A 25,238-nucleotide genomic window follows, 5' to 3' on the forward strand; every position below is an offset into this window, starting at 1 on the left:
GATCAGGGGGCAGGCGCGGCCGCGCTCGCGGCTGCCTTCTGACACTGATAGACGAGGCGCTCGTTCGGGCTCGCGGGCAGGACGGCGCGGATCGCCTCCTGTTGGGTCGCGAGGCCCGCGAGTGCGTCGGGGTCGGCGGTGCAGCTCTTGAGCGTCACCCCGGCGCGAATCTCGCGCGCCCGCGTCATCGTGTCGGCGTCGAGCAGATAGCGTTCGACGCGATACTCCTTCCCCGTCGGGTCGAGCGAGGCGACGGTGACGGTCGCGTCGTCGTTGGGGACGAGGATGCGCTGCCAATGGCCGTCGGCCCCCTGCGCATATTGGGTGCGGTCGTTGACACAGCCGTTCGCGGCGACCTTCATCGGCACGTCGGTGGTCGATGAGACGGTGATGCGGCTGCGGTCGGCGCGGATCGTGCAGAGGAACTGCCCCTCGGCGACCGTCGGCGCATCGGCGAATACAGGTTTCGCTTTCTCCGCGGGCGGCTCGGCATGGGCGTCGGGGCGGGTGATGAAGACGACCGCCGCGGCCAGGATCAGCGCCGCACCGGCGGCGCCGGCGATCTTTGCGTTGCGGGCGTTCTCCTGGCCATGGAACATCAGGCCCGCGCCGGCCGACAGCGCGCCGATGACGAACAACACTCCGGCCAGCGCGATACGGTTCTCGCGCGCGGCAAGCGCTTCCTCATCGGCGCGCTCCTGCCTCAGCTGGCGGTCGCGCGCCGCGGCCTCTTCCTTCGCGGCATTGGCTTCGGCCGCCTTGCGTGCGTCGGCGTCGAGCGCGGCGCGGTCGCGCGCATCGGCCTCGGCCATCGACAGGCAGGGCGTCCCGATCGAGCTGTAGGGCTGGTTCGCATCGGCGAGGAAGCGCGCGAGCTCGCGCGTCGATATCGCGAAGGCGAAAGGCGAATCGCCTTCGTCTGCGCGGGTGATCGCGGCGTTGATGCCGACGACGCGGCCGCACTGGTCGACGAGCGGCCCGCCCGAATTGCCGCGCGAGATCTTTGCTGTATGGACGAGCGAATCGACACCCTCGACGAGCTGGCGGTTCGAGACATTGCCCTCGCTGCGCACCGGGGTGCGCGGGGTGATATAGTCGGCGGCGCTGCGCGCGGTCGCGAGATCGACGTTGCCCGGATAGCCCAGGGCGACGACGTCGACCCCCGATTCGATCGGCCCCGAATAGACCGCGGCGGCGGGAACGCGCCCCTCGGTCATCTCGATCAGCGCGAGGTCGCGCTCGGTGTCGATCGCGATCAGTTTCGCGGCATAGCTTTTCTGCCCCTCCGACGGGACGACACCCAGGGCGACATTGCCCGGGTAGCGCGCCGCCGATTCGACGACGTGCGCGTTGGTGACGATGCGCGTCGGCGAAATGGCGATGCCGCTGCCGTGGCCGAAGCCGACGACCTCGCCATCGACCATCGCCACGGTGACGACGCGCACGACGCTGCGCGAAACGGCGCTGATATCGTCGGCGGCGCGGGCGGGGAGGGTGACGGTGAGGAGGGCGAGCAGGAGCGCGAGGAAGCGGGTCATGGCGGCGAACCTAGCCGTTGAGGCCACGAAGGCAAGCCGCTGGACATGAAATGTCCTGCGTCCCCGCGAAGGCGGGAATCCGGCTCCCGAGGAGTCAAAGCGGGATGGCGCGAGCACGACTTTATAGTCAGCCAGTTACAGATAAGGGCTCCACATCATCATCCACGCGCCCGCGCTGCCCGCGAGGATGACGACGCCGCCGATTGCCAGCAGCGCGGCGACGCCATTCCTGGCGGCTGGCGTCCCGCGTGCGCCGGCGCGGAGATAGAGTTCGGTCACGACCAGCGGCAGCAGCGAGTTGGCGAAGGCAAGGAAGATGTCGAACGGTCCGTCCATCGACTTGCCGATCCCCGCGCTGCCGGTCGCGACGCCCCACGCCATATAGCCGACCCGCATGAACCAGACGGCGGAAGCGACCGCGAACAGGCGCAGCGCCCAGCGGCGATGATCGGCAAAACGGCGTGCGCGGGCGGCGCGATACGCCATCGCCGCAAATGCCAGGATGAGCAGCGCGTCAAGCGTGATGCCGGCCGCGCCGATCAGGTTGAGCCAGGTGCCGCGGCCCCATGTCAGCCACAGCCCGCCGAGCGACAGCATGAGCGCGCTCGCCAGATAGAGGCGGCCGTTCCAGCGATGGACCTGCGGCCAGCGACCCCGGATCGCCGGGACGAGTTGGACCAGCCCGCCGAAGGTGATCACCGCCGCCATCAGCACATGGGCCGCGAAGAAAAGATTGCCGCTCGCGTCGCCCGCGACGAAGCCCTTGATCAGCGGCTTGGCGTTCCATGCCGCGAAATCGCCCGACAGCGACGAGGGGTAATAGAAGAGCAGGATGAAAGCGGCGAAGAGTAATTGTCCCGCCGCGATCGACAGATAGCAAAAGGTCGCGGCGCGGCCCAGCCAGTCGGCGCGGCGCCCGGGCGGGGCGGATGCGAGGGATGCGTCGATTGTCGCCATGGCAGACTCCCCGAAATTGTTGGGAGAATGGCGCTGTTGCCGAAGTGAGTCAATGATATAATACAGTAATACAGTTCGCTGCGATATTTTGAACGCAAGCATCGGGACGCGGCCGGGATCGAGGCGTGGCATTGGCGGTCCAGGCAAGAGAAAGGACAAGCCATGACCTATGTGATCCGGGGGCTCGACCCCGAACCCTTTTCCCGATTGTTCGACCTCGATGAGGCCGACCTCGATGCCCTGAACGCCCGCCGCGTCACCGCGACCGCCGACCGCGGCTTTCCCTGCCGCATCAGCCTGGAGGATGCGAGGGCGGGGGAGGAGCTGATCCTGCTGCATCACACCAGCCACGACGTCGCGACGCCTTATCGGAGCGCCTATGCGATCTATGTCCGGCCCGGCGTCGAAGCGGCGACCTATCGCGCCCGGACGCCGCCGGTGTTCGAGGGCCGCCCGCTCGCGCTGCGCGCCTTCGACTCTGCCGGGATGCTGCAGGCCGCGCGGCTCGCGGCGCCGGGAGAGGCCGACACGGCGATCCGCGACCTGTTCGCCGACGATGGCATTGCCTATATTCACGCTCACAACGCTGCGTATGGCTGCTTTGCCGCGCGGATCGAAAGGGATGCAGCATGACCGGCGATCTGATGACCGACGACGATCGCTGGGCGGCGGTGCTGCGCCGCGACCGCGCGCTCGACGGGCGTTTCGTGACCGGCGTGCTCACGACCGGCATCTATTGCCGGCCGAGCTGCGCCGCCCGCCATCCGCTGCGCGAGAATATCCGCTTCTTCGCCGACGGCGCCGCGGCACGCGAGACGGGGCTTCGCCCCTGCAAGCGCTGCCTGCCCGACGATGTCGCGCGCGACGAGGGGGCGGTGCTCGCCGCGATCCAGGCGATCAAGGCGAGCGAAGAACCGCTCGCGCTCGCCGATCTTGCATCGCGCACCGGCTATTCGCCGACGCATTTCCAGCGCGTCTTCACTCGCCACACCGGCCTGTCGCCCGCCGCTTACGCCCGCGCGCTGCGCGAGGAGCGCGCGCGGCAGGCGCTGAGCGACGGGACAAGGGTGACCGACGCGATTTACGACGCGGGCTTTTCGGGGCCTTCGCGTTTCTATGACAATATGGAGGGACGCATGGGCATGACGGCTTCGGCGTGGGTGAATGGCGGCAAGGGCGCGACGATCCACTGGGCGGTCGTGTCGACCAGCCTTGGCGACATGCTCGTCGCGGCGACCGATAAAGGCGTGTGCCGCCTGAGCTTCGACGAGGGGCGCGAGGCGCTCGAAGAGCGGTTTCCCGCGGCCGAGCTGGTCGAAGGCGGTGACGAGTTTTCGGCGCTGCTGAAAGAGGTCGTCGACGCGGTCGAGGCGCCGACGGCCGGCTTCGACCATATCCCGATCGACGTGAAGGGCACCGCTTTCCAGGAGGCGGTGTGGCGCGAGCTGCGCAAGATTCCGGCGGGCGAGACGCGCAGCTATGCCGATATCGCGGCCGCGGTCGGTAAGCCCAAGGCGGTGCGCGCGGCGGGGAGCGCCAACGGCGCGAACAATGTCGCGGTGTTGATCCCGTGCCACCGCGTGGTACGCAGCGACGGGTCGCTCGGCGGCTATGCCTATGGCCTGCCGATCAAGCGCGAGCTTCTGAAGAGGGAAAGCAAATGACCGATAAAGTGGCTGAGTTCCGCGCGCTGCATGTTCCGGGCAACCCGCTGATCCTCGTCAATATCTGGGATGCCGGGAGCGCGCGCGCGGTCGCCGGCGCGGGCGCGAAGGCGATCGCGACGGGCAGCTTTGGTGTCGCGGGCGCGCAGGGCCGCGCCGACGGCGAGGATTTCCCGCTCGAGGATGTGTTCGAAAATCTGGACCGTATCCTGTCGGTGACCGACCTGCCGGTCACGATCGACATGGAATCGGGCTATGGCGCCGATGCCGCGGCGGTCGGCACATCGGTCGGCCGCGCAAAGGCGGCGGGCGCGGCGGGGATCAATATGGAGGACCGGCTGCCCGGCGAGAATGCGCTGCTGCCGGTCGCCGAGGCGGTGGCGCGCTATCGCGCCGCGGCCGACACCGGCATCTTCGTCAATGCGCGTTGCGACACGTTTCGCGGGGCTGACGTCGCAAAGGACGGCGCGGCGCTGGTCGCCGCGACGCTCGAACGCGCGCGTGCCTACGCCGACGCGGGCGCGGGGTCGCTGTTCGTGCCTTTCCTGCTCGACCCGAAATCTATCGGCGCGATCTGCGAAGGCTCGCCGCTGCCGGTGAACATATTGCGCGGCAGGGGCGGCCCGACGCACCGGGAACTGGCCGCGCTCGGCGTCGCGCGGATCAGCCACGGGCACCAGCCGTGGGCAGGGGCGATGGCGTGGCTGACGGGGCAAGCGGTGCAGGTGCTGGGGGGCGAAGAGCCAGACTATTGAGGCAGGGTCAGTCGGCGCTTTCGTCGTCGGCCGCGGCCTTGCCTTCGCTTTTTGCCTTCATCGCTTCGAGCTGGTCGAGCAGCGCCGGGCCATCGCCATTGCCATGCGGATCGTAGGCGATGCTCTTGGCGAGGGCGATGGCGCGGTCGAACTTGCCCCGATTCGCAAGCGCAAAGGCGTAGTTGATCCGCGCCTCGCCATTTTCGGGCGCAAGTTCGAATGCGCGCGCTAGACCGTCAACTGCGATCGACGGCGGCTCGCGGCCCTGGGGGGCGAAGCTCTGGAAATAGGCCAGCAGCGGCACCGGATCGTCGGGGTTGGCCTGATTGGCGAGGATGATCGGCTTGCGCGCGGCGTTCCAGTCGGCCGCCGAGGGATCGGCCTTCTCGCGCAGCGCGTCGAGCATGATGCGCCCGAGCAGGACATTGGCGCGGACATGCTTGGGGTCGAGCGCCAGCGCCTTGTCGACGGACGCACGCGCGGCGCCGGGGTCGCGCTTTTCCTTGCCCCGGTCCCATTCGGCCATCGCCAGTTCATACCAGACGTCGGCATCGCCCGGATACTGCGCCGCCAGCTTCGCCAGGCCATCGCGCACCTTGCTCAGCCGCTCCTCGTCACCGCTCGCGCTCTTGCGCTCGAGCTGCAGCGGCAGCATCGCATCGTCGGCGGGTGACAGCGGCGTGATCGTGACGGTGGCCGAAACGGCTATCGGTTCGCCCGTGGTGCGATAGGATAGGCGCTGTTTCAGATAGGCGTTGAGGTCGCGGTCGAGCTGCGCCAGGTCGCCGAAGGCGTCGGTCGCGGCCTTCTTCGCCTCCACCCCCTTGTTGATCGCGCCCAGATAGGCGCCGAGCTGACCCGAGCGCGTGGCACTGCTGTAGAGCATGTGGGTGAGCAGCCACGCGCGCCCGTAATAGACGTCCATCTGGCCCGAATTGCGCATCGTGCCCGGCCGCTGGAAGAGCAGGGTCTCCGCCGGGATCTTGGGCATTTCGAGCAGGCCATAGGCGCGTCCGTAGGGTGGCTTGCCGATCTCCGCCTTTCCGTCCTTGGTGAAATCGGTGGTCGAATAATATTCGGCAAAGCCCTCGATGAACCAGGCAGGAAAGGCGGCGGGCAGGTAGCGCCGCATGAAATGATGCCCATATTCGTGGAACAGCGTCTGCTGCCATTCGGGCGTGCCCTTGATGACCGTACTCTCGCGGTTCGACACCGCGAAGCTGCCTTCGGGATCGGGGCTGTAGAAGCCCGCGATCGATGGCCCCAGCCGGCCCGCGGTGAGCCTTCCCGCATCCTCCGAGCGCTCGACCAGATAGATGGTCAGGCGGTTGGGCTCTTTCACGCGCAAAATGCCGAAGCGCAGGCTGAGCGTCGCGTCGAAGCGTTCGAGCTTGTCGGCAAAGTCGCGCAGCGATTTCTCGCTGCCCTCGCTGTAGATGATGAAATTGTCGGTATCGGCGCGCAGCCATTTGGCCTCAGCCCTGTCTGCCCCGCCCATGATCGCGATTCCGGCCAACAGGCCCAAACCGGCTTTCTTCATTATGCGCCCCCGTCCCCTGATGCCGCAATGCTGCCAGCACCCTCCGACGGTGTAAAGGGCTGGTACGCCTATACAAAGCTATATGGATCAATATCGATCGCGAGGCGCGCCTTCGCCGGCCAGTCGATGCGGCCGACCCAGTCGCGGATCGCCCCTTGCAGGTCGAAACTGCGCGGCGCGTGGAGCAAAAGGCGGAAGCGGTGGCGGCCGCGGAGCATCGCCAGCGGCGCGGGGGCAGGGCCGTAGATGGCGAGTCCGTCGGCGACCGGCGCCTTCTCGCCCAGCCTTTTGGCAACGCCGCGCGCGACCTCGATATCCTCGGACGAGATGACGAGGGCGGCGAAGCGGCCATAGGGCGGCGCGCCGGCTTGCCTTCGCGCCGCGGCCTCGGCGGCGTAGAATCCCTCGCGGTCGTTCGCGACGAGCGCGGCCATGACGGGGGCGTCGGGGACGCGCGTCTGGATCAGCACTTCGCCGGGCTTGACCCCGCGACCTGCGCGTCCCGCGACCTGCGCGATCTGCTGGAAGGTGCGCTCGGATGCGCGGAGGTCGCCGCCGTCGAGCCCGAGGTCGGCGTCGACCACCCCGACGAGCGTGAGGTTCGGGAAATGATAGCCCTTGGTCACGAGCTGGGTGCCGATGATGATGTCGACCATGCCCGCCTCGACCGCATCGACGAATTCGGCGGCCTTCGCGGGTGACCACAGGGTATCCGAGGTGACGATCGCGGTGCGCGCTTCGGGAAAGCGTAAGCTCACCTCATCGGCAACACGCTCCACCCCGGGGCCGCAGGCGACCAGGCTGTCCTCGTCCTCGCACTCGGGGCAGAGGCGCGGCGGCGGCATGACATGCCCGCAATGGTGGCACGCGAGGCGATGGACGAGGCGGTGCTCGACCATCCACGCGGTGCAGTTCGGGCACTGGATGCGGTGGCCACAGGTGCGGCAGAGCGTCAGCGGCGCGAAGCCGCGGCGGTTGAGGAAGAGCAGGCTCTGCTCGCCCTTGTGAAGCCGGTCGGCGAGTGCATCGACGAGCGGCGGCGCGAGCCAGCGCCCGCGGTCGGGCGGATCTTGCCGCATGTCGATCGCGGCGAGGTCGGGCATCGTCGCGCCGCCGTAGCGCGCAGGGAGGACGATGTGGCGGTAGCGGCCCGCCTCGACCTGCGCGAGGCTTTCGAGCGCCGGGGTCGCGCTCGCGAGGACGACCGGCAGCCCCTCGAAATGCCCGCGCATCACGGCGACGTCGCGCGCGTGGTAATGGACGCCGTCCTCCTGCTTGAAGCTCGTCTCATGCGCCTCGTCGACGACGATGACCCCAAGGTTGCCATAGGGCAGGAACAGAGCCGAGCGTGCGCCGACGACGATCTTCGCCTCGCCCGCGGCGATGCTGTGCCAGGCGCGGCGGCGCTCGGTCGAGCGCAGGCCCGAGTGCCAGGCGACGGGTTCGCAGCCGAAGCGCGCGGCGAAGCGCGTCAGCATCGGCTCGGTGAGCGCGATTTCGGGGAGCAGCACCAGCGCCTGCTTGCCCGCCTCGACCGCGGCGGCGATCGCCTCCATATAGACTTCGGTCTTGCCCGATCCGGTGACGCCGTCGAGCAGCAAAGTCTCGAATTTCGCCGCGGCGACCGCGTCCCTCAGTTGCTGCGCGGCGGCGGATTGCTCGTCGGAGAGGTCGGGCGGGGCAAAGTCGCTGTCGGGCTCGGGATAGGGCTGGTCTGCCGACATGCTCACCGCTTCGAGCGCCCCGGTCTGGACGAGCCCGCGGATCACCGCCTCGCTGACTTCGGCCATGGCGGCGAGTTCGCGGACGATGCCCTGCCGCGTGCCGATCTTTTCGAGCGCGACGGTGCGCTGCGGGGTCATCCGCGCCGGCAATTCGCCGGTGGCGCGATATTCGACGATCGGGCGCCGCGCGTCGGCAAAGGCCGCGCCGGGCAGCACCATGCGCAGCACCGATCCGGGCGGTGCGAGATAATAGTCGCTCGTCCATTCGACCAGCTTGCGCAGCGGCGCGGCGACGGGCGGGACCGGCACGACCTCGAGCAGGTTACGCAGGCGGTTGTCGCCGACGGGCTCGGGGGCGCCGAAACTGGCGTCCTCCCACACCACGCCGCCCATCCGCCGCGGCCCCAAGGGCACGACGACGACGCTGCCGAGCGGGGCTTCGCTGCCATAGGGCACGCGATAGTCGAGCGGGCCGAGGGCGGCGGTCAAAAGGAGGACGCGGGCGCGGGTCATGAAGCGAGCAGGATATAGGGCGGCGGGTAGAATAGGAAAGCGGCTAGGGTCCGGCCGAAGGCGATGCTTGTTTCATCGTCACTCCCGGGCTGGGCACGCGATGACCGAGGATGATGAAGCACTGTCTGCTCCCCGCCGCAAAGCGGCCCATCGCTGCTGCCTGGGCATCATGGAATCCGCTTCGCCGGATAGGGCGTGCCGTCCTTGTGGAAATAGCCGTCGGGCGTAAAAACCATGTCGATGTCCGAATAGCCCCCGCCGGTATCATATTTCTTGCCGCCGCCCAGCGCGACGAACACGCAATCGGCATCCGATTCATTGATCAGATGATGGCCGTTGGTGCTGCCTTTCGGCCACACCGCGATATCGCCGGCGCGCATCGGCCAGCGGCCGTCGTCCTCGACAAGCACCGCCTCGCCCGAAATCATTACCAGCATCTCGTCCTCGCCGTCGTGCCAGTGGCGCTGTGACGACCAGGCGCCGGGTTTCAGCACGACGTGGCTCGCCGCGAAGTCGCTGATCCCGCCGGGCGGCGCGAGGCGGCGATACCAGCGCCCCCGCACCGGCGCATCATAGGGCGCGGGATAGCCGGTGGCATTGGTCTGCGGGATGGCGTCGAGATCGAGCTTGGGCATGGCAGTCCCTTTCCTTGTTCTTCCTTTGTTTCGCACAACGCGGGTCCGATGCAAAGCCTCGACTTGGTGCGGCGCAAGCGGGTAAGGGAGCGGCATGAGCAACGCCGTCGATCCCGTCACCCTCGCGCAGGCGCTGATCGCCGCGCCGAGCATCTCGCCCGCCACGGGCAGCGTTTTCGACGTGCTCGAGGCAGCGCTGACGCCGCTTGGTTTCACGGTCGAGCGGTTCATCGACGGCATCGAACCCGACGGGCCGGTCGAGAATCTGCTCGCGGTGCGTGCTGGCAAGGGGCCGGTGCATTTCGGCTTCGCGGGGCATCTCGATGTGGTGCCGCCGGGCGTCGGCTGGACGAGCGACGCTTTCGTGCCGGAGATCCGTGGTGATTTGCTCTACGGCCGCGGGGCGGTCGACATGAAGGGCGCGATCGCCTCTTTCGTTGCCGCCGCCGCTGCGACCCCGGCCGAAGCGGGGACGATCAGCCTGATCATCACCGGCGACGAGGAGGGGCCCGCGATCTTCGGCACCCGTGCGCTGATGGAGCATATGGACGCGCGCGGCATAAGGCCCGACATGATCGTCGTCGGCGAGCCGACATCGGTCAACCGGCTCGGCGATATGGTGAAGATCGGGCGGCGCGGCTCGGTCAATATCTGGATCGACGTACCGGGGACGCAGGGCCATGTCGCCTATCCCCACCTCGCCGACAATCCAATCCCCAAGCTGGTCAGGATATTGGCGGCGATCGACGCGGTCAGCCTCGACGCCGGGACCGACTGGTTCCAGCCGTCGAACATCGAATTCACCGACATCGAGGTCGGCAATGGCGCGACCAACGTCATCCCCGCCTCGGCGCGCGCGCGGCTGTCGATCCGCTTCAACGACCAGCATCGCGGCGCCGATCTCGTCGCGATGGTCGAACGGTTGGCGCAGGACGTGGAGCCGCTGGCGAAGGTCGTGGGCAGGATTTCGGGCGAAGCCTTTCTGACCCCGCCGGGCGAACTGTCGGGGCTTGTCGCCGAGGCGATCCATGCCGAGACCGACCTGACGCCCGAAATGTCGACGACCGGCGGCACCTCCGACGCGCGTTTCCTCCACGCGCTGTGCCCGGTGGTCGAATTCGGCCTCACCAACGCGACGATGCACAAGCTCGACGAGGCGGTTGCGGTCGACGACCTGCACAAGCTGACCGCCATCTATCGCGGCATTTTGATGCGCGCCTTCCTTTAGTCTTCTCTCGGGCGGCGCAGGATCACATAGACCGCGCCGCCGCCGCCGTGGCTGATATGCGCGGGGCGCAGCGCGACGATCCGGTCGGCATAGGGCGACACCGACAGCCAGTCGGGCAGCGAGGCGCGGATCGCGCCGCGCGGACGCGGATCGCCGTGCATCAGCGGCAAGCGGTCGGCGCCGGGGCGCAATCGCCCGGCAACCACCAGCAGGACACGCGCCCCGCGCATCAGTGCGCGCCCGATCGCCTCGTCGAGCAGGGCCTGCGCCGAGGCGAGGCTGTGCCCGTGAAGGTCGATGGTCATCTCGGGGCGCACGAGCCCCTTGCGCAGGCGCCGGTCCCAATGGCCGTCGAGGGTCGCGCCCGACCAGGTCCGCCGCCGTGGCGGCAAGCGGACCGGATCAGGTGTAGCGGCAGGCACGGCGGTGCTTCGCGGCGTGGCTTTCGGCGGGCGCACGGTCGGCGGGGCCTTGGGTTCGGGTGCTGCGGGGCGCTTGACGATCGGCTCGACGGTCGCCGCGACCCTTTTCCAGAGCGCCGTTTCGTGCGGATCGAGCCGGCGTGCCATGTCAGGGTTGCGGGGCGAGCCGCGCGACGCTCGCGCGCGGCAGGAGGAGCAGCGCCGCGCCGCGCGCCGCCATGCCGCCGGCGATCGCGCGCGCCTGATCGCCCGCGCCCCAGAAACTGTCGAAGCGATTCGCGCCCTTTATCGCGCCGCCGGTGTCCTGTGCGATCCAAAGCCCGTTCGGTTCGGCGCGGTCGAGCGACAGGAAGACCGGCGCGCCGAGCGGCACAAATTTGGGATCGGCGGCAAGGCTTGAGCGCGCGGTCACCGGCACGCCGAGCGCGCCGAGCGGTCCGGGGCCGGTGACTTCGCGAAAGAAGACCCAGCTCGGATTCTCGTTCATCACCGCCGCGCCGCGCACCGGATCGGCGCGCAGATAGTCGAGGATGCCCTGCATCGACGCTTGTCCTCGCTGCAACTCGCCGCGGTCGAGCAGGAGCTTGCCGATGCCGACATAATCGCGGCCGTTCTGGCTGTCGTAGCCGATCCGCATGATCCCGCCGTCGGGCAGGCGGAGTCGTCCCGACCCCTGAACTTGCAGGAAGAAGAATTCGGCGGCGTCGGCCGCCCAGGCGATTTCGAGCCCGCGGTTCGCGAGCGCGCCGCTCTCGATCGCGGTGCGGTCGTAATAGGGAATGAGATTGCTGCCTTCGACGCGGCCGCGGATCTTCTTGCCCGCGAGGTCGTCCGAAAACTGGCCGAGGTCGACGTCGACCAGGTCGGCGGGGCGGCGATAGATGGGCACGTCATAGCCCGGGCGCGGGGTCCGCGATCCGGCGATTTCGGGCTCGTAATAGCCGGTGACGAAGGCGGTGCCCGCGCCGACCTGCACGGTTCCGAAATAGCGGCTGAAGAAATTGGTCGCGTCGCGGTCGGCCCAGTCCTTCGCCGCGGCACAGCTTTCGGTCCATTCGGCGTTCTGGGTGAGACCGCTCGTGTCGGTGCGGCGGAGCAGCGACGGGCAGCTCAGGCGAAACGCCTTCAGCGCGGCGGTCGCCTGTTCGGCGCCGATCCCCAGCTCGGTATATTCCGGCCCGACGATCACGCCTGCCTCGGCCGCGGTCGTCGCTGTCGCGGACGGGGCGGGGGCCGGTAGCGGCGGATTGGGTGTCGCAGGGACCGGCTGCGCGGCGACGCTCCCGGTTTCCGATGGGCGCGGCGTATAGGGGCGCGGTGAACCGACGGGCGCAGGCGCAGGCGTGGGGACCGGCGTCGCGGCGGCCGGACGCGGGCCCGCTTCGGGGATCACCGAAGTGCAGGCCGACAGCAACGGCAGGAAGGCCAAGAGGGCGAAGCCGGATCGGCGCGCCAGCGGCGCCCGGTGCGTCTTCGCGTCAGCCACGGAAATCAGGCGGCTTCGACTTCGTCGAGCAGCCAGTTCGGATCGCTGCTGCCGAGCTGGCGGCGGAAGGTCCAGAAATCGTCGGTCTGCGACGCGTCGCTCATCGACCCCGCGATCATCTTGCCGTCGGCGTCGCGGGTGACGGCGCTGATGTCGGCCTGGTAGCGGACGGTGATCCGCGCCTCGCGGCGGTCGATCTCGACCGCGGTGATCTTTGCCGAATCGATCCCGATCAGGCGGTTGTCGAGTTTCTCGCCGCGCGCCTCGCGCGCCTCGATCGCGGTGACGAAACCATCGTAGCTGTCGTCGTCGCAGAGGTCGCGGAGCGTGTCGCGGTCGCCGGTCCAGAAGGCCTCGAGGATCATCCGATACGCCGCCTCGGCGCCCTCCATGAAGCGGCCGGCGTCGAAATTGCGATCGCTCGCGAGCAGCTGGCGAAGGCCCGCTTCGGCGGCGGGTTCATAGACGAGGCCTGTCCCGCCGGGCGCGGCCGCCTGCGGCGCGCTCAACGTGTCGGCGTCGTCGAGGCGAACCGGCGCGGAGGCAGAAGGCGAGGTTGGACGGTCGTCGCGGCGCGGGAGCACGGGTTCCTGCTCGTGCCCCGTTCGCTTGCCGAGCACCGAGTAGAGCCGCATACCCAAAAAGGCAGCGATCATGGCGAGCAGGACGATCGAAAAAGCGGTCACAGGCAAATATCCAGTGCGGACGATGGAAAATCTTGGTTCAACATAGGCGATCCGCGGCCATGTTTCAAATCACCATGACCGCAGGCTTGCGGCAGGTCAACGATTCGCGCCCATTGTGCTGACGCTTCGCCGCTGCTAAGCGCCGCGGCAACGCGCCGCCTTCGCGGCCGATCCTTCCCATTTTTTTCCAACGAAAGCGTTAAGATCATGGCTGACGAGACCAGCAGCGACTTCAACCCCGCCCTGCAGCCGAACGGCGAGGATACCGCGCCCGCGATCGGCCTGATCTCGCAATATGTGAAGGATCTGTCGTTCGAGAATCCGAACGCGCCCGCCGTCTACCAGTGGCAGTCGGCGCCGCAGGTCGATGTCCAGTTCAACATCGGCGCCGACAACGTCGGCGAAAATCTGTACGAAGTGTCGCTGAAGATCGACATCACGTCGAAGACCGACGAGGGCACGTCGTTCATCGTCGACCTGAAATATGCCGGCCTGTTCGGCGTCCGCAACGTCCCCGACGACCAGCTGCAGCCGTTCTTCCTGGCCGAAGCGCCGCGCATCCTCTTCCCCTTCGCGCGCCGCGTCGTCGCCGACGTCGTGCGCGACGGCGGCTTCGCGCCTTTGCTCCTCGAACCGATCGATTTCCACGGCCTGTTCATGCAACAGGCGCAGGCGATGCAGGCCGAGGCGGCCGGCGACGTCGTGGTCGGTCAGGCCTAAACCCCGCGACGGGGGCAGGCGAAGGGGTTGAGCAGCCTCGTCAAAAGCGTGGGGACGATCGGCGGCCTGACGATGGTCAGCCGCCTTTTCGGCTTTGCGCGCGACATGCTGCTTGCCCGCGTCCTCGGCGCCGGGCTCGCCGCCGACGCCTTCCAGCTGGCCTTCACCCTGCCCAACACCTTCCGCCGCCTGTTTGCGGAAGGGGCCTTTTCGGTCGCCTTCGTGCCGATGTACAGCCGCGCGCTGCACGGAACGGGACAAGGCGGAGCGGGCGGTGAGGAAGCGGCGGCGAAATTCGCCGACGATGTGCTCTCGGTCTTCCTCTGGGTGCTGCTCGGCTTCTCCGCGATCATGATGGTTGTGATGCCCGGGATCGTGTGGCTGCTCGCGCGCGATTTCCAGCAGGTGCCGGGCAAGTTCGACTTCGCGGTGTTCCTGAGCCGCGTGACCTTTCCCTATCTGGCGCTCATCAGCCTCGTCGCGATGCTCTCGGGCCTGCTCAACGCGCGCTCGCGCTTCGCGCCCGGCGCCTTTGCGCCGGTATTGCTCAACATCGTGCTGATCGGCGGGATCGTCACCGGCTGGTGGCTGCGCGGTCCCGGCGGCGACGACCGGATCGTTGCGGAAGCGCTCGCGATCGCGGTGAGCCTCGCTGGCGTCGTTCAGCTCGCCTATATGGTGTGGGCGGTGCGGCGCGCGGGCCTGACGCTCCACTGGCGCCTCCCGAAATTCACCCCCGAGGTGAAGCGGCTTGGGGCGCTGATTCTGCCCGCGACCTTCGGCGCCGGCATCTATCAGGTCAGCCAGTTCGTCGACACCTTCTTCGCGACCTCGCTGCCGCAGGGGTCGCTGACTTTGCTCAAGCTCGCCGACCGGCTCAACCAGTTGCCGCTCGGGATCGTCGGCATCGCGCTGGGCACCGCGATCCTGCCGATGCTCTCGCGCCACATCCACAGCGGCGACGCATCGGAGGCACAGCGGTTGCAGGCGAACGCGTTCGAAATCGCCACGCTGCTGACGCTCCCCGCCGCCGCCGCGCTCGCGATCTGCGCTCCGGCGTTCGTCACCGCCTTCTTCGTCGGGGGCAAGTTTACGGCCGGCGACGGCGTGATCATGGCGCAAATCGTCGTCGCGCTCATCTGCGGCCTGCCCGCCTATGTGATCGTGAAAATCCTCAATCCCGGCTTCTTCGCGCGCGAGGATACCAAGACGCCGGTGTGGACCGCGCTTGCCTCGCTGCTCGTCAACATCGCGATCAACCTCTATGTCGTCGAACGCTATGGCATCGTCGGGCTCGCCGGAGCGACCGCGGTGTCGGCGTCGGTCAATTGCCTGTTGCTCTATACGGTGCTTCATCGTCGCGGCTGGTTCCATTTCACGGCGAAGCTCGCCGGGCGCATCGCGCGCCAGCTGGTCGCGGTCGCGGCGATGGCGGCATTGCTCCTCTATATGATGCCGCTGATGGAGCCCTTTTACGGCGGCAGTGCCTTCGAGCGCATCTGGTCGCTCGCCATCCTCGTCGCCGCGGGCGGCATGGTCTTTTTCGCCGCCGCCTTCGCGACCGGCGCGCTTGACAAGGATCTGCTCGCCATGCTGACGCGGCGGCGCCGCAATGGCGCGGTGGCCACGAAGGAATAAGACATGCGGACGCTATCGGGCATCCAGCCCACCGGAAATTTGCACCTCGGCAATTATCTGGGCGCGATTCGCAACTGGGTGCGGATGCAGGACGATATGCCGGGGGAAAAGCTTTACTTCCTCGCCGACCTTCACGCGATCACCGTCCACAACGACCCGGCCGAGCTCACCGCGAACACGCGCGAAATGGCGGCGGCGCTGATGGCGGCCGGTATCGACCCCGACAAGGCGATCCTGTTCAACCAGGCGCGCGTCCCCGCGCATGCCGAACTCGCCTGGCTGCTCTTCTGCACCGCGCGGATCGGCTGGCTCAACCGGATGACGCAGTTCAAGGAAAAGTCGGGCAAGAACCGTGAGGGCGCGAGCGTCGGCCTCTATGCCTATCCGGTACTGCAGGCGGCCGACGTGCTGCTCTATCAGACGTCGCATGTCCCGGTCGGCGACGATCAGAAACAACATCTCGAGCTCGCGCGCGACATCGCGACCAAGTTCAACCTCGATACCGGGACCGAGACCTTCACGCTTCCCGAGCCGACGATCCCGCCGACCGCGGCGCGGATCATGAGCCTGCGCGACGGTACGGCGAAGATGTCGAAATCGGACCCGAGTGACGCGAGCCGGATCAACCTGATCGACGATCCCGATACGATCATGGCGAAGATCCGCAAGGCGAAGACCGATCCCGAACCGCTGCCGTCCGAAGCCGCGGGGCTGGAAGGCCGGGCCGAGGCGGCCAATCTCGTTTCGATCTATGCCGCGATGGCCGATGAAAGCGTCGATCAGGTGCTCGCGCGCTTTGCGGGGCAGGGGTTCGGGGCGTTCAAGCCGGCACTCGGCGAATTGCTCGTCGAGACGCTGCGGCCGATCGCGACGCGCTTTGCCGACTTGAAGGCCGATCCGGCAGCGATCGACGCGGCGCTGGAAGCCGGCGCGGCGCGCGCCGCGGCGCTGGCCAAGCCGACGCTCGATGCCGCCTATGCGGCGCTTGGGCTCTGCCGTTAAACCTTCGTCTCATTATGAAAAATCTTGTTTGCCGGTTCCACCTCCCCATATCGGGGAGATGGAACCGCCGCGCGACGAAGCGGGTTCAACCAAGGTTAAGTCGCATCGATATAGTCATGCTATAAAAGGCGCCGTGTGTGCCGATCCGAATCACGGAGCAGAGACATGAGCAAGATCAATTTCCGGCATCTCGGCCTGGCCGCCATGACGGGTGCCGCACTGGCGCTCGCAAGCTGCGCGACGCCTTTCAAGGCCGATGTCGCGCGCTTCCAGACGCAGCTTCCCGCGCCGCAGGGCCAGAGTTTTGCGATCGAGGCGAGCAATCCCGCGTTGCAGGGCGGCATCGAGTTCGGCCAATATGCCAATCTCGTGGCGGGCGAACTCACCCGCTACGGCTATCGACCCGTGAGCGGCGGGGAGCGCCCGGATCTTGTCGTCCGCATGGACTATGGCGTCGACAAGGGCCGCGAGAAGGTCGTCTCGAGCCCTGGCTTCGGCGATCCATGGTACGGCGGCTGGGGCCCTTCCTATTATCGCCCCGTGATCGTCCGCGGTTCGGGCGGCCGCCGCTATGTCTATGGCTATCGCGACCCCTTCCTGTGGGGCGGTTTCGGACCCGGCTGGGGTTATAACGACGTGTCGAGCTACACCGTCTACACCAGCGGCCTCAACCTCCAGATCAACCGCGCCGCCGATGGTTATCGCCTGTTCGAAGGCCATGCCGAAGCGCAGTCGCGCGACAATAATCTGCAGGCGATCGTCCCGAACCTCGTCGAGGCGATGTTCACGGGCTTCCCCGGCAATTCGGGCGAGCGCGTCCGCATCACCGTGGCGCCCCCCGAAAAGGGCTGATCCCGGCGACAGGCGACAAGAAAAAAGGCCCGGCCTCCCCAGGGAAGCCGGGCCTTTTCCTTGGTGCGACCCAATCAGCTGTTCAGGCTGCGCCGGATGGCGGCAATTTCGGCGTCGAGTTCGCTGTCGGCGACGCGCAGCGCCTCGACCGTGCGTACGGCGTGAATCACCGTTGAATGGTCGCGCCCGCCGAAGCGGCGACCGATCTCGGGATAAGAGCGCGGCGTCAGTTCCTTTGCGAGATACATCGCGACCTGACGCGGGCGGGCGACGGCGCGGACGCGGCGCTTCGAGGCCATTTCCGACTTGTCGAGACGGTAGTGAGCGCACACTGCGCGCTGGATCTCGTCGATCGTGATCCGCGGGCGAGCGCTGCGAACATTCTCCGCCAGCCGGTCTTCGGCGAGCGCGAGGTCGACCGTCGTGCCGGTGAGCGCGGCGTAGGCAAGCAGCTTGTTGAGCGCGCCTTCGAGCTCGCGGATGTTGCGGGTGAAATGCTTGACCAGATAGGCAACGACCGCGTCGGGGACCTCGACCATCGGCATCGCGGCGAGCCGCTGGCGGATGATCCGTTCGCGAAGATCATCCTCGGGCGCCTCGATGTCGGCGACGAGCCCGCCCGACAGGCGCGACAGGAGCCGTGCCTCGACCCCGTCGAGCATCGCCGGCGGCCGGTCGGCGGTGACGACGAGGCGCTTGCCCGCGGTCATCAGGTCGTCGATCGTGTGAAGCAGCTCTTCCTGCGTCGAATTCTTTCCGATCACGAACTGCAGGTCGTCGAGCAGCAGCAGGTCGGCGGCGCGCAGCCGCGCCTTGAACGCCATCATGTCGCCGCCGCGCATCGCGCCGACGAATTCGAGCATGAACTTCTCAGCCGACATCAGGATGATATTCGCGGTCGGGTGCGACGCGGCATAATCCTGCGCGATCGCCTGAAGCAGATGCGTCTTGCCCTGACCGGTACCCGAGCAGAGATAGAGCGGGTTGAACTGCGGTGTCTCGGCCATCGCCATGCGCCGTGCGGCATTGGCGGCGAGAATGTTCGAGCGCGCGACGACGAAACGGTCGAACGAGAGGCGCGGATCGAAACCGAGCAGGGCAGGGTTCGCGGTGGGGGCCGGTTGCGGCGCCTCGAACGCGGGGAGCGGCTGCGACGAAAGGGCGGTCGCACGGTCGGCGGCCGCTGCGCCGCCGCGCACCGTTACCCCGTGCACCGTGGGCAATTGCTGCCGCCACGCGAGTTCGAGCCGTTCGCCAAAGCGTTCGTTGATCCAGTTTGCCGAAAAGCGGCTGGCGGTCTCGAGCGTCACGACGCCCGAAAGTGCGCAATAGTCGGCAAAGCGGACCGGCTTCAGCCAATGGTCGAAGGTGCGCGCGCCGAGGTCGCGGCGCAGCCCCTCTGCAACGCGCGGCCAGAGCATAGCGGCGTCTCCACCGCTCACAGCCCCATCCCTTGCGTCCATCCCATGCCGATTCCTGCTTTGTATCACCCGTGTCGCCCCCTGAAGTCCCCCACCGTCCAGACGCTTCGCGCGGCCTGCGCACATACTGGTCCGTCACAGCCCACGCCTAGGGCGCAAGCCTCCTGTCCCGGACACGCAGTCCGAAAAAGAACGAATCATGTCGATGTGGCGGCCGCCAGCGAAGGCCGACGACACCCCTGTCTAGGCAGGCGGTGCCGAGTCGATCAAGGGGCGCTCATGTAAAAATACTGAAATAAAAATCTTGACTCCCGATGGGGTCAGGAATCGCGCCAAGATCAATTTTTATTCAATAATTTCAATATATTATTTGTGACATCGTTTGTGACGCTAGCGAATCGCGAGAATTCCGTGACTTACCGCGCTGCAACACAAATGCCATCGCCGAGTCACAAAGTGGGCCATAAAAAAGGACCCGCCGACTGGGTGCCGACGGGTCCTTTTTGTTCCCTTTCGGGACAATGGGTTCAGGCGATCGCGCGGTTAGGCGATCGCGTTCACGCTCTTGGTCAGGCGCGCATATTTGCGGGCGACCGTGTTCTTGTGGAGCACGCCCTTGGCAACGCCGCGCGCCATTTCGGGCTGTGCCGCCTTCAGCGCGGTCGCCGCAGCGTCCCTGTCACCCGAAGCGACGGCGGCCTCGACCTTCTTCACCAGCGTGCGGATGCGCGAAACGCGATTCTTGTTGATCGTGGCACGCGCCTGGTTGCGGCGGATGCGCTTCTTTGCCTGCGGCGTATTGGCCATAAATTCCTCTAGTCTTTCAAACGGTCTACATGGTCGGAGCACAGCCTCAGCGGAGCAGCCGAATCGCGCGAAAGCAGCGAATCAATGTCCGGATGCGGCCGGTTCCGGACGACCGGACCCTGCTCGAAGGGTGCGCCCATAGCCAGATTGTCATTTCGGGTCAACCGCGAAACGCCCCTAACGCTGGCATTTCGGGCAATGAAAGGTCGAGCGGCCGCTCTGCACCGTGCGTTCAATCTTGCCGCCGCATTCGCACGTCCCGCCTTCGCGGCCATAGACGCGCCAGTCCTTGGCGAAATAGCCCAGATCGCCCTCGGGGCTCAGGAAATCGCGCAAGGTCGATCCGCCCGCGGCGATCGCCGCGATCAGGACGTCCTTGATTGCCGGCACGAGCGCGGCCAGTTTCGCCCTGGACACATCGGCCGCTGGTCTCAGCGGCGAAATCTTCGCCACGTTCAGCGCCTCGCAGACATAGATGTTGCCGAGCCCGGCTACGATTGTCTGGTCGAGCAGCATCGCCTTGATCGGCGCCCGGCGTCCCGCCAGCGCGCGCGCCAGATAGGCGGCATCGAAATCGTCCGACAGCGGCTCGGGGCCCAATGACACGAAGGACGGGAACAGCGCGAGCGGGTCGCCGTTCACCAGGTCGACCGATCCGAACCGCCGCGGGTCGTGCAGGAACAGCCGGTGTCCCGCGGCCGTCTCCAGCAGCAGATGGTCATGTTTGCCCGCCTCGCCGCCCTCGGTCCGCCAGCGCCCCGACATGCCGAGGTGGAAGATCATATGGTCGTCGCGGTCGGTCGAGACGATGCCATATTTGGCGCGCCGCGACAGGCTGGTGACCGTCGCGCCGCTCAGTCGCTGCGCAAGGTCGGCGGGAAAGGGACGGCGGAGGTCGGGGCGGAAGGTCGTGACAGCGACCAGCCTTTGCCCTTCGAGGAAGGGCGTGAGGCCGCGAACGGTGGTTTCGACTTCGGGAAGTTCGGGCATATCGACGAACCGGCTACGCGCCATTTGCTTGCGCTTCAACCCTTGGCTAAAGGCCGGTCAGACTTTGTTTCTCCCCGCATGAAAGCGCAATCGCATGGCCACTCCGGAAACCGTCAGCTTCGGCTATGAGCAAGTCCCCGCGGGCGAGAAGACCGCGATGGTCGGCGAAGTGTTCAGCCGCGTCGCGCGCAAATATGACATCATGAACGATGCGATGTCGGGCGGCATGCATCGCCTGTGGAAGGATCGCTTCGTGCGCCGCGTCAAACCGCGCGAGGGCGAGACGATCCTCGACATGGCGGGTGGCACCGGCGACATCGCCTTCCGCATGGAGCGGTCGGGCGCCAGCATCACTGTCGCCGACATCAACCCGGACATGCTCGGCGTGGGCATGGAGCGCGCGGCGGAGCGCGGGATCGACACGCTCGTCTGGTCCGAACAGAATGCCGAGAAGCTCTCCTTTCCCGACCAGTTTTTTGACGCCTATACGATCGCCTTCGGTATCCGCAACGTCACCGACATCCCTGCGGCGCTGAAGGAAGCGCACCGCGTGCTGCGCTTTGGCGGGCGTTTCTTCTGCCTCGAATTTTCGACCAATGAATGGCCGGGCTTCGCACAGGTCTATGACGCCTATTCGCATCATTTAGTGCCGAAGCTCGGCAAGCTGATCGCCGACGACGAGGACAGCTATCGCTACCTGATCGAATCGATCCGCCGCTTCCCGCCGATGCCCGAATTCGCGCGGATGATCCGCGAGGCGGGCTTCACAGCGGTGAAGGTCGAGCCGATCATGGGCGGCCTCGTCGCGATCCACAGTGGGTGGAAAGCTTGACCCGACCGATCACCCATATTGCCCGCTTGCTGAAGTGGGGACGCATCCTCGCGCGCCACGGCGCGCTGCGCGGGATCGAGAGCGCGCCGCAGACCCCGCCGGGGGTCAAGCGCCTGTGCCGCATTGCGCGCTTCGGGACGATCCAGCCCGCGGTGCCCGACTATGCCGCGGCCTTTCAGGCGATCGGCCCCGCCGCGGTCAAGCTTGGCCAGACGCTCGCAACGCGTCCCGATCTCGTCGGCGAGGAAGCCGCGCGCAACCTGCTGACCCTGCAAGATGCGCTCGCGCCCGTCGCTTTCGACCGCATCCGGCAAGAAATCGAATCGACGTTCGAAGCTCCGCTCGAAAGCCTCTATAGCGAATTCGAACCCGAACCCGTCGGCTCGGCCTCGATCGCCCAGGTCCACCGGGCGGTGACGACCGACGGCCGCAGGGTCGCGGTCAAGGTCCGCCGCCCCGGCATCGACAAGCAGTTCGCGCGCGACATCGAAACCTATGAATGGGCCGCCGCGCATCTCGAGGCGCTCGGCGGCGAGGCGAGCCGCCTCCGCCCGCGGCAGGTCATCGCCAACTTCCGCCGCTGGACGCTGCGCGAACTCGACCTGCGCCGCGAGGCGGCTTCGGCGTCGGAGCTCGCCGACGCGATGGCGGCCGTACCGACTTACGAGGTACCCGCGATCGACTGGGATCGCACCGCCAATCGCGTGATGACGCTCGACTGGATCGACGGCATCAAGATTTCGCACCGCGATCAGCTGATCGCGGCGGGGCACGACATGGAGGCCTTGTCGGGCAATCTGGTGAACGCCTTTCTGCGGCAGGCGATCGCCGAGGGCTTCTTCCACGCCGACATGCACCAGGGCAATTTGTTCGTGAAGGCCGATGGGACGATCGCCGCGGTCGATTTCGGTATCATGGGGCGGATCAACCGGCAGGCGCGCTACTGGCTCGCCGAAATCCTTTATGGCCTGACAACGGGCAATTACCGCCGCGTCGCCGAGATTCATTTCGAGGCGCAATACGTGCCCGACTATCACAGCGTCGAGGAGTTCGCGACGGCGCTGCGCGCGGTCGGCGAGCCGATGCGTGGCAAGCCGGTGAGCGAGCTCAGCGTCGGTCAGATGCTCGACGGGCTGTTCGCGATCACGCGCGATTTCGACATGCAGACGCAGCCGCACCTCCTCCTTCTTCAAAAGACGATGGTGATGGTCGAGGGCGTCGCGACGATGCTCAATCCGAAGATCAACATGTGGGACGTTTCCGGCCCGTTTGTAAGCGAATGGATCCGCGACGAACTCGGCCCCGAAGCCGCGCTCGCCGATGGCCTCCGCGAACAGGGCAAGACGCTGGCGCTGATCCCCGACATCATTCGCCGCCTCGATCAGCAATTGCCCAAGAAAGGCGCCGCGCCGCCCGCACCGCCGCTGCCCGACATTCCCCTGATGTGGGAAAAGCGCGCGACGCGGCGCTGGTGGCGGTATGCGCTGACCGCGCTGGCAGGCGCGGCGGCCGGGGCGGCGGCTCTGAACTGGATGGGTTGAACGGGGAGCGATCTGCGCATAGATTATGCGCAAGGAGAATGGTGGTGAACCGTCCAGCGCGATTCGAAGGGCCCAAAAAGGCAACCAATGTTTCATTGAATGCCGAGCTTGTCGAAGAAGCGAAAAAGCTGGGCATCAACGTCAGCGATGCCTGCCAGTCCGGCCTTGCCGCCGAGGTCAAGAAGGCGCGAGACGCCGCGTGGAAAGAGGAAAACCGCGCGGCCATCGAGAGCTGGAACGAATATATCCGCAAAAATGGCATGCCTTATGACAAATACCGGCAGTTTTGATGGCGCGGTACGACGTTTATCCGGGCTCGCGCGGATTGGGCTATCTGCTCGATTGTCAGAGCGAATTGCTTGGCGATCTCGTAACGCGTGTCGTGGTGCCGCTCATGCCGGCGAAGGGTTTTGAACCGGTTCCCCGGCTCAACCCGGCCTTTGCCATCAATGGCGAGGAACTGATAATGGCCACCCAATTGATCTTCGCGATCCCGCGAGACCGTCTGCAACGTCCGATCGCCAATCTGGAAAGCGAGCATTTCACGATTGTCGGGGCGCTCGACGTCCTGCTGACGGGATACTGAAACGATGGCCAATCCCCGCATCCTGCTCATCATCGGTGGCGGTATCGCTGCGTACAAGAGCATCGAACTCATCCGGCTGCTTCGCAAGTCGGGCTATGTCGTGCGCTGCGTGCTCACCCGCGCGGGCGAGCAGTTCGTGACCCCGCTGACGCTCGCCGCGCTGTCCGAAAATAAAGTATATACAAATCTTTTCGACCTGAAGGACGAGGTTGAAATGGGGCATATCCAGCTGAGCCGCGAGGCCGACCTGGTCGTCGTCGCGCCGGCGACCGCGGACCTGCTTGCAAAGATGGCGGCGGGCATCGCCGACGATATGGCAACGACGCTTTTGCTCGCGACCGACAAGCCCGTGCTCGCGGCGCCCGCCATGAACGTCCGCATGTGGCTGCACCCCGCCACGCGCCGCAACGTCGCGACGCTGCGCGGCGACGGTGTCACCGTGATGGAGCCCGACGAGGGCGAAATGGCGTGCGGCGAATATGGCCCGGGCCGCTTGCCCGAACCCGAAGCGATCAAGGCGGCGATCGACCGGACGCTCGCCAACGCGCCCGCCCCGATCCCGCTCGCCGGCCAGCCCGACTTCGCGCCCGCGAGCCATCGCCCGCTGTTCGGCCGCCGCATCCTGATAACCGCCGGCCCGACGCACGAGCCGATCGACCCGGTGCGCTACATCGCCAACCGCTCGAGCGGGAAGCAGGGCTTCGCGATCGCCGCCGCCGCCGCCGAAGCGGGCGCCGAGGTGCTGTTGATCGCCGGCCCCGTCGATCTGCCGACGCCCCCCGGAGTGATCCGGGTCGATGTCGAGACCGCGCGCGAGATGGCGGCCGAGGTCGAAGCGGGCCTGCCGGTCGACGCCGCGATCATGGTTGCTGCGGTCGCCGACTGGCGTGCGGCCGACACCGCGCCGCAAAAGATCAAGAAAGACGGCAGCGGCGCCGTGCCGCCGCTGGCGCTCGCCGAGAATCCCGATATTCTCGCCAGCGTCGCGAAAAGCCCGCAGCGCCCGCCGCTGCTGATCGGCTTCGCCGCCGAAACCAACGATGTGATCGCGCATGCCGAGGCCAAGCTCGCACGCAAGGGCTGCGACTGGATCGTCGCCAACGACGTCTCCGTCGACCCGATGGGGGGCGAGACGAACCGGGCACATATCGTTAGCAAAGCAGGCGTAGATAGTTGGGACCGGCTGCCCAAAAACGCGGTCGCCCGCAAATTGATGGAAAAGATCGCCGATGAACTCGCAACCCGTGCACCCGCTAATTCCGATTGAGATCGCCATCCAGCGCCTGCCGAACGGCGGCGGCCTGCCGCTTCCCGCTTATGCGTCGGGCGGCGCAGCGGGGATGGACGTCGTCGCCGCCGAAACGCTGACCCTGCGGCCGGGCACGCGCCACGCGGTCGCGACCGGCTTCGCGATGGCGATCCCGCCCGGTTATGAGGTACAGGTTCGCCCGCGATCGGGTCTGGCGCTCAAGCACGGTATCACCTGTCTCAACACGCCGGGCACGATCGACAGCGACTATCGCGGCGAAGTGAAGGTGATCCTCGCCAACCTGTCGGAGGATAATTTCGAGATCACGCGTGGCGACCGCATCGCGCAGCTCGTCCCGGCGCCCGTCCAGCGCGCCGTCTTTGCCGAGGTCGAGACGCTCGATGAAACCGCCCGCGGGGCCGGAGGCTTTGGGTCGACCGGCGTCGCGAGCG

Annotated in this window: 24 protein-coding genes and 1 pseudogene; 14 read left to right on the plus strand and 11 right to left on the minus strand. The window is 66.9% G+C overall.

The annotated features are described in order from the left end of the window. Positions 1 to 2: 2 nt before the first annotated feature. Together QOL79_RS13065 and QOL79_RS13070 are read right to left on the minus strand one after the other, a co-directional pair. Positions 3 to 1,538 carry a S1C family serine protease gene (locus QOL79_RS13065; protein ID WP_283419874.1) on the minus strand — a complete coding sequence of 512 codons (1,536 nt, stop codon included), beginning with the start codon at positions 1,536 to 1,538 and terminating at the stop codon, positions 3 to 5. A 135-nt stretch (positions 1,539 to 1,673) separates the two neighbouring features. Continuing rightward, positions 1,674 to 2,495, minus strand: a complete 822-nt coding sequence (locus QOL79_RS13070) for a DUF2306 domain-containing protein (protein WP_283419875.1) — start codon at positions 2,493 to 2,495, stop codon at positions 1,674 to 1,676. A 162-nt stretch (positions 2,496 to 2,657) separates the two neighbouring features. On the opposite strand from QOL79_RS13070, the gene QOL79_RS13075 reads away from it, so the two are divergent. From QOL79_RS13075 to QOL79_RS13085, 3 genes are read left to right on the plus strand one after another with little or no spacing between them, the layout of a single operon-like run. Continuing rightward, positions 2,658 to 3,128 (plus strand): DUF1203 domain-containing protein, encoded by a 471-nt coding sequence (locus tag QOL79_RS13075; protein WP_283419876.1) that lies wholly within the window; start codon positions 2,658 to 2,660, stop codon positions 3,126 to 3,128. Further along, the gene (gene ada / locus QOL79_RS13080) at positions 3,125 to 4,159 is read left to right on the plus strand and encodes a bifunctional DNA-binding transcriptional regulator/O6-methylguanine-DNA methyltransferase Ada (protein WP_283419877.1); all 1,035 of its coding nucleotides are present in this window, start codon (positions 3,125 to 3,127) and stop codon (positions 4,157 to 4,159) included. Before QOL79_RS13075 ends, ada begins: the two co-directional genes overlap by 4 nt. Next, a complete protein-coding gene (locus tag QOL79_RS13085; RefSeq protein ID WP_283419878.1) occupies positions 4,156 to 4,914 on the plus strand; it encodes an isocitrate lyase/PEP mutase family protein in 759 nt (252 codons plus the stop codon). The genes ada and QOL79_RS13085 overlap by 4 nt, the downstream gene beginning before the upstream one ends. 7 nt (positions 4,915 to 4,921) lie before the next feature. Here QOL79_RS13085 and QOL79_RS13090 read toward each other — a convergent pair whose 3' ends face one another. From QOL79_RS13090 to QOL79_RS13100, 3 genes are all read right to left on the minus strand, one after another. Further along, on the minus strand, positions 4,922 to 6,454 hold the full coding sequence (locus tag QOL79_RS13090; RefSeq protein ID WP_283419879.1) for a tetratricopeptide repeat protein: 1,533 nt from the start codon (positions 6,452 to 6,454) through the stop codon (positions 4,922 to 4,924). A gap of 68 nt (positions 6,455 to 6,522) precedes the next feature. Next, positions 6,523 to 8,691 (minus strand): primosomal protein N', encoded by a 2,169-nt coding sequence (locus tag QOL79_RS13095; protein WP_283419880.1) that lies wholly within the window; start codon positions 8,689 to 8,691, stop codon positions 6,523 to 6,525. Positions 8,692 to 8,858: 167 nt separating this feature from the next. After that, positions 8,859 to 9,326, minus strand: a complete 468-nt coding sequence (locus tag QOL79_RS13100; protein WP_283419881.1) for a cupin domain-containing protein — start codon at positions 9,324 to 9,326, stop codon at positions 8,859 to 8,861. Between the two features lie 94 nt (positions 9,327 to 9,420). On the opposite strand from QOL79_RS13100, the gene dapE reads away from it, so the two are divergent. Continuing rightward, positions 9,421 to 10,554: a succinyl-diaminopimelate desuccinylase gene (gene dapE, locus QOL79_RS13105; RefSeq protein WP_283419882.1), complete on the plus strand. Its 1,134-nt coding sequence runs from the start codon at positions 9,421 to 9,423 to the stop codon at positions 10,552 to 10,554. On the opposite strand, the gene QOL79_RS13110 is transcribed toward dapE, so the two are convergent. From QOL79_RS13110 to QOL79_RS13120, 3 genes are read right to left on the minus strand one after another with little or no spacing between them, the layout of a single operon-like run. After that, complete coding sequence (locus tag QOL79_RS13110) at positions 10,551 to 11,123, minus strand: Smr/MutS family protein (RefSeq protein WP_283419883.1); 573 nt, start codon at positions 11,121 to 11,123, stop codon at positions 10,551 to 10,553. The two genes, dapE and QOL79_RS13110, sit on opposite strands and share 4 nt — an antisense overlap. Before the next feature lies 1 nt (position 11,124). Further along, positions 11,125 to 12,462, minus strand: coding sequence for a murein transglycosylase A (gene mltA / locus QOL79_RS13115; RefSeq protein WP_283419884.1), 1,338 nt, complete (start codon positions 12,460 to 12,462; stop codon positions 11,125 to 11,127). A gap of 5 nt (positions 12,463 to 12,467) precedes the next feature. Beyond that, positions 12,468 to 13,148: a Tim44/TimA family putative adaptor protein gene (locus QOL79_RS13120; RefSeq protein WP_283419885.1), complete on the minus strand. Its 681-nt coding sequence runs from the start codon at positions 13,146 to 13,148 to the stop codon at positions 12,468 to 12,470. A gap of 207 nt (positions 13,149 to 13,355) precedes the next feature. Between QOL79_RS13120 and secB the strand changes: the two genes are divergently transcribed. The 4 genes from secB (at position 13,356) to QOL79_RS13140 (ending at position 17,360) form a co-directional block, all read left to right on the plus strand. Then, the gene (gene secB / locus QOL79_RS13125) at positions 13,356 to 13,868 is read left to right on the plus strand and encodes a protein-export chaperone SecB (protein WP_058456313.1); all 513 of its coding nucleotides are present in this window, start codon (positions 13,356 to 13,358) and stop codon (positions 13,866 to 13,868) included. 27 nt (positions 13,869 to 13,895) lie between these two features. Then, on the plus strand, positions 13,896 to 15,506 hold the full coding sequence (murJ, locus tag QOL79_RS13130; protein ID WP_283419886.1) for a murein biosynthesis integral membrane protein MurJ: 1,611 nt from the start codon (positions 13,896 to 13,898) through the stop codon (positions 15,504 to 15,506). 3 nt (positions 15,507 to 15,509) lie between these two features. Next, a complete protein-coding gene (gene trpS / locus QOL79_RS13135) occupies positions 15,510 to 16,508 on the plus strand; it encodes a tryptophan--tRNA ligase (RefSeq protein ID WP_283419887.1) in 999 nt (332 codons plus the stop codon). A gap of 165 nt (positions 16,509 to 16,673) precedes the next feature. Next, positions 16,674 to 17,360, plus strand: coding sequence for a DUF4136 domain-containing protein (locus QOL79_RS13140; protein WP_204992212.1), 687 nt, complete (start codon positions 16,674 to 16,676; stop codon positions 17,358 to 17,360). 74 nt (positions 17,361 to 17,434) lie between these two features. Here QOL79_RS13140 and dnaA read toward each other — a convergent pair whose 3' ends face one another. The 3 genes from dnaA to mutM all read right to left on the minus strand — a co-directional run bounded on the left by dnaA (position 17,435) and on the right by mutM (position 20,578). Then, positions 17,435 to 18,781 (minus strand): chromosomal replication initiator protein DnaA, encoded by a 1,347-nt coding sequence (gene dnaA / locus QOL79_RS13145; RefSeq protein WP_283404304.1) that lies wholly within the window; start codon positions 18,779 to 18,781, stop codon positions 17,435 to 17,437. 543 nt (positions 18,782 to 19,324) lie between these two features. Next, a complete protein-coding gene (gene rpsT / locus QOL79_RS13150) occupies positions 19,325 to 19,588 on the minus strand; it encodes a 30S ribosomal protein S20 (RefSeq protein WP_282949411.1) in 264 nt (87 codons plus the stop codon). Between the two features lie 177 nt (positions 19,589 to 19,765). Next, the gene (gene mutM, locus QOL79_RS13155) at positions 19,766 to 20,578 is read right to left on the minus strand and encodes a bifunctional DNA-formamidopyrimidine glycosylase/DNA-(apurinic or apyrimidinic site) lyase (protein ID WP_283420016.1); all 813 of its coding nucleotides are present in this window, start codon (positions 20,576 to 20,578) and stop codon (positions 19,766 to 19,768) included. A 94-nt stretch (positions 20,579 to 20,672) separates the two neighbouring features. On the opposite strand from mutM, the gene QOL79_RS13160 reads away from it, so the two are divergent. The 6 genes and pseudogenes from QOL79_RS13160 to dut all read left to right on the plus strand — a co-directional run. Next, a complete protein-coding gene (locus tag QOL79_RS13160; protein WP_058456308.1) occupies positions 20,673 to 21,410 on the plus strand; it encodes a class I SAM-dependent methyltransferase in 738 nt (245 codons plus the stop codon). Further along, positions 21,407 to 22,951: a 2-polyprenylphenol 6-hydroxylase gene (ubiB, locus tag QOL79_RS13165; protein WP_282949412.1), complete on the plus strand. Its 1,545-nt coding sequence runs from the start codon at positions 21,407 to 21,409 to the stop codon at positions 22,949 to 22,951. Before QOL79_RS13160 ends, ubiB begins: the two co-directional genes overlap by 4 nt. A gap of 44 nt (positions 22,952 to 22,995) precedes the next feature. Continuing rightward, entirely contained in the window at positions 22,996 to 23,241 is a 246-nt protein-coding gene (locus QOL79_RS13170; protein WP_082657818.1) for a type II toxin-antitoxin system CcdA family antitoxin, read from the plus strand. Beyond that, a complete protein-coding gene (locus QOL79_RS13175) occupies positions 23,241 to 23,537 on the plus strand; it encodes a CcdB family protein (RefSeq protein ID WP_058456306.1) in 297 nt (98 codons plus the stop codon). Before QOL79_RS13170 ends, QOL79_RS13175 begins: the two co-directional genes overlap by 1 nt. A 4-nt stretch (positions 23,538 to 23,541) precedes the next feature. After that, complete coding sequence (gene coaBC / locus QOL79_RS13180) at positions 23,542 to 24,804, plus strand: bifunctional phosphopantothenoylcysteine decarboxylase/phosphopantothenate--cysteine ligase CoaBC (RefSeq protein ID WP_283419888.1); 1,263 nt, start codon at positions 23,542 to 23,544, stop codon at positions 24,802 to 24,804. After that, positions 24,767 to 25,228: pseudogene (gene dut / locus QOL79_RS13185) on the plus strand (dUTP diphosphatase); the annotation flags it as partial. The gene coaBC and the pseudogene dut, both read left to right, overlap by 38 nt. Between the last annotated feature and the right edge of the window lie 10 nt (positions 25,229 to 25,238).

Origin of the sequence: Sphingopyxis sp. Geo48 (genome assembly GCF_949769155.1) — a bacterium.
GTDB lineage: Bacteria > Pseudomonadota > Alphaproteobacteria > Sphingomonadales > Sphingomonadaceae > Sphingopyxis.

Excerpts from the sequence above, each read along its gene's own strand:
- QOL79_RS13065 (WP_283419874.1), bottom strand. The coding sequence starts at position 1,538 with ATGACCCGCTTCCTCGCGCTCCTGCTCGCCCTCCTCACCGTCACCCTC.
- QOL79_RS13070 (WP_283419875.1), bottom strand. The coding sequence starts at position 2,495 with ATGGCGACAATCGACGCATCCCTCGCATCCGCCCCGCCCGGGCGCCGC.
- QOL79_RS13075 (WP_283419876.1), top strand. The coding sequence starts at position 2,658 with ATGACCTATGTGATCCGGGGGCTCGACCCCGAACCCTTTTCCCGATTG.
- ada (WP_283419877.1), top strand. The coding sequence starts at position 3,125 with ATGACCGGCGATCTGATGACCGACGACGATCGCTGGGCGGCGGTGCTG.
- QOL79_RS13085 (WP_283419878.1), top strand. The coding sequence starts at position 4,156 with ATGACCGATAAAGTGGCTGAGTTCCGCGCGCTGCATGTTCCGGGCAAC.
- QOL79_RS13090 (WP_283419879.1), bottom strand. The coding sequence starts at position 6,454 with ATGAAGAAAGCCGGTTTGGGCCTGTTGGCCGGAATCGCGATCATGGGC.
- QOL79_RS13095 (WP_283419880.1), bottom strand. The coding sequence starts at position 8,691 with ATGACCCGCGCCCGCGTCCTCCTTTTGACCGCCGCCCTCGGCCCGCTC.
- QOL79_RS13100 (WP_283419881.1), bottom strand. The coding sequence starts at position 9,326 with ATGCCCAAGCTCGATCTCGACGCCATCCCGCAGACCAATGCCACCGGC.
- dapE (WP_283419882.1), top strand. The coding sequence starts at position 9,421 with ATGAGCAACGCCGTCGATCCCGTCACCCTCGCGCAGGCGCTGATCGCC.
- QOL79_RS13110 (WP_283419883.1), bottom strand. The coding sequence starts at position 11,123 with ATGGCACGCCGGCTCGATCCGCACGAAACGGCGCTCTGGAAAAGGGTC.
- secB (WP_058456313.1), top strand. The coding sequence starts at position 13,356 with ATGGCTGACGAGACCAGCAGCGACTTCAACCCCGCCCTGCAGCCGAAC.
- trpS (WP_283419887.1), top strand. The coding sequence starts at position 15,510 with ATGCGGACGCTATCGGGCATCCAGCCCACCGGAAATTTGCACCTCGGC.
- QOL79_RS13140 (WP_204992212.1), top strand. The coding sequence starts at position 16,674 with ATGAGCAAGATCAATTTCCGGCATCTCGGCCTGGCCGCCATGACGGGT.
- dnaA (WP_283404304.1), bottom strand. The coding sequence starts at position 18,781 with ATGCTCTGGCCGCGCGTTGCAGAGGGGCTGCGCCGCGACCTCGGCGCG.
- rpsT (WP_282949411.1), bottom strand. The coding sequence starts at position 19,588 with ATGGCCAATACGCCGCAGGCAAAGAAGCGCATCCGCCGCAACCAGGCG.
- mutM (WP_283420016.1), bottom strand. The coding sequence starts at position 20,578 with ATGCCCGAACTTCCCGAAGTCGAAACCACCGTTCGCGGCCTCACGCCC.
- QOL79_RS13160 (WP_058456308.1), top strand. The coding sequence starts at position 20,673 with ATGGCCACTCCGGAAACCGTCAGCTTCGGCTATGAGCAAGTCCCCGCG.
- QOL79_RS13175 (WP_058456306.1), top strand. The coding sequence starts at position 23,241 with ATGGCGCGGTACGACGTTTATCCGGGCTCGCGCGGATTGGGCTATCTG.
- coaBC (WP_283419888.1), top strand. The coding sequence starts at position 23,542 with ATGGCCAATCCCCGCATCCTGCTCATCATCGGTGGCGGTATCGCTGCG.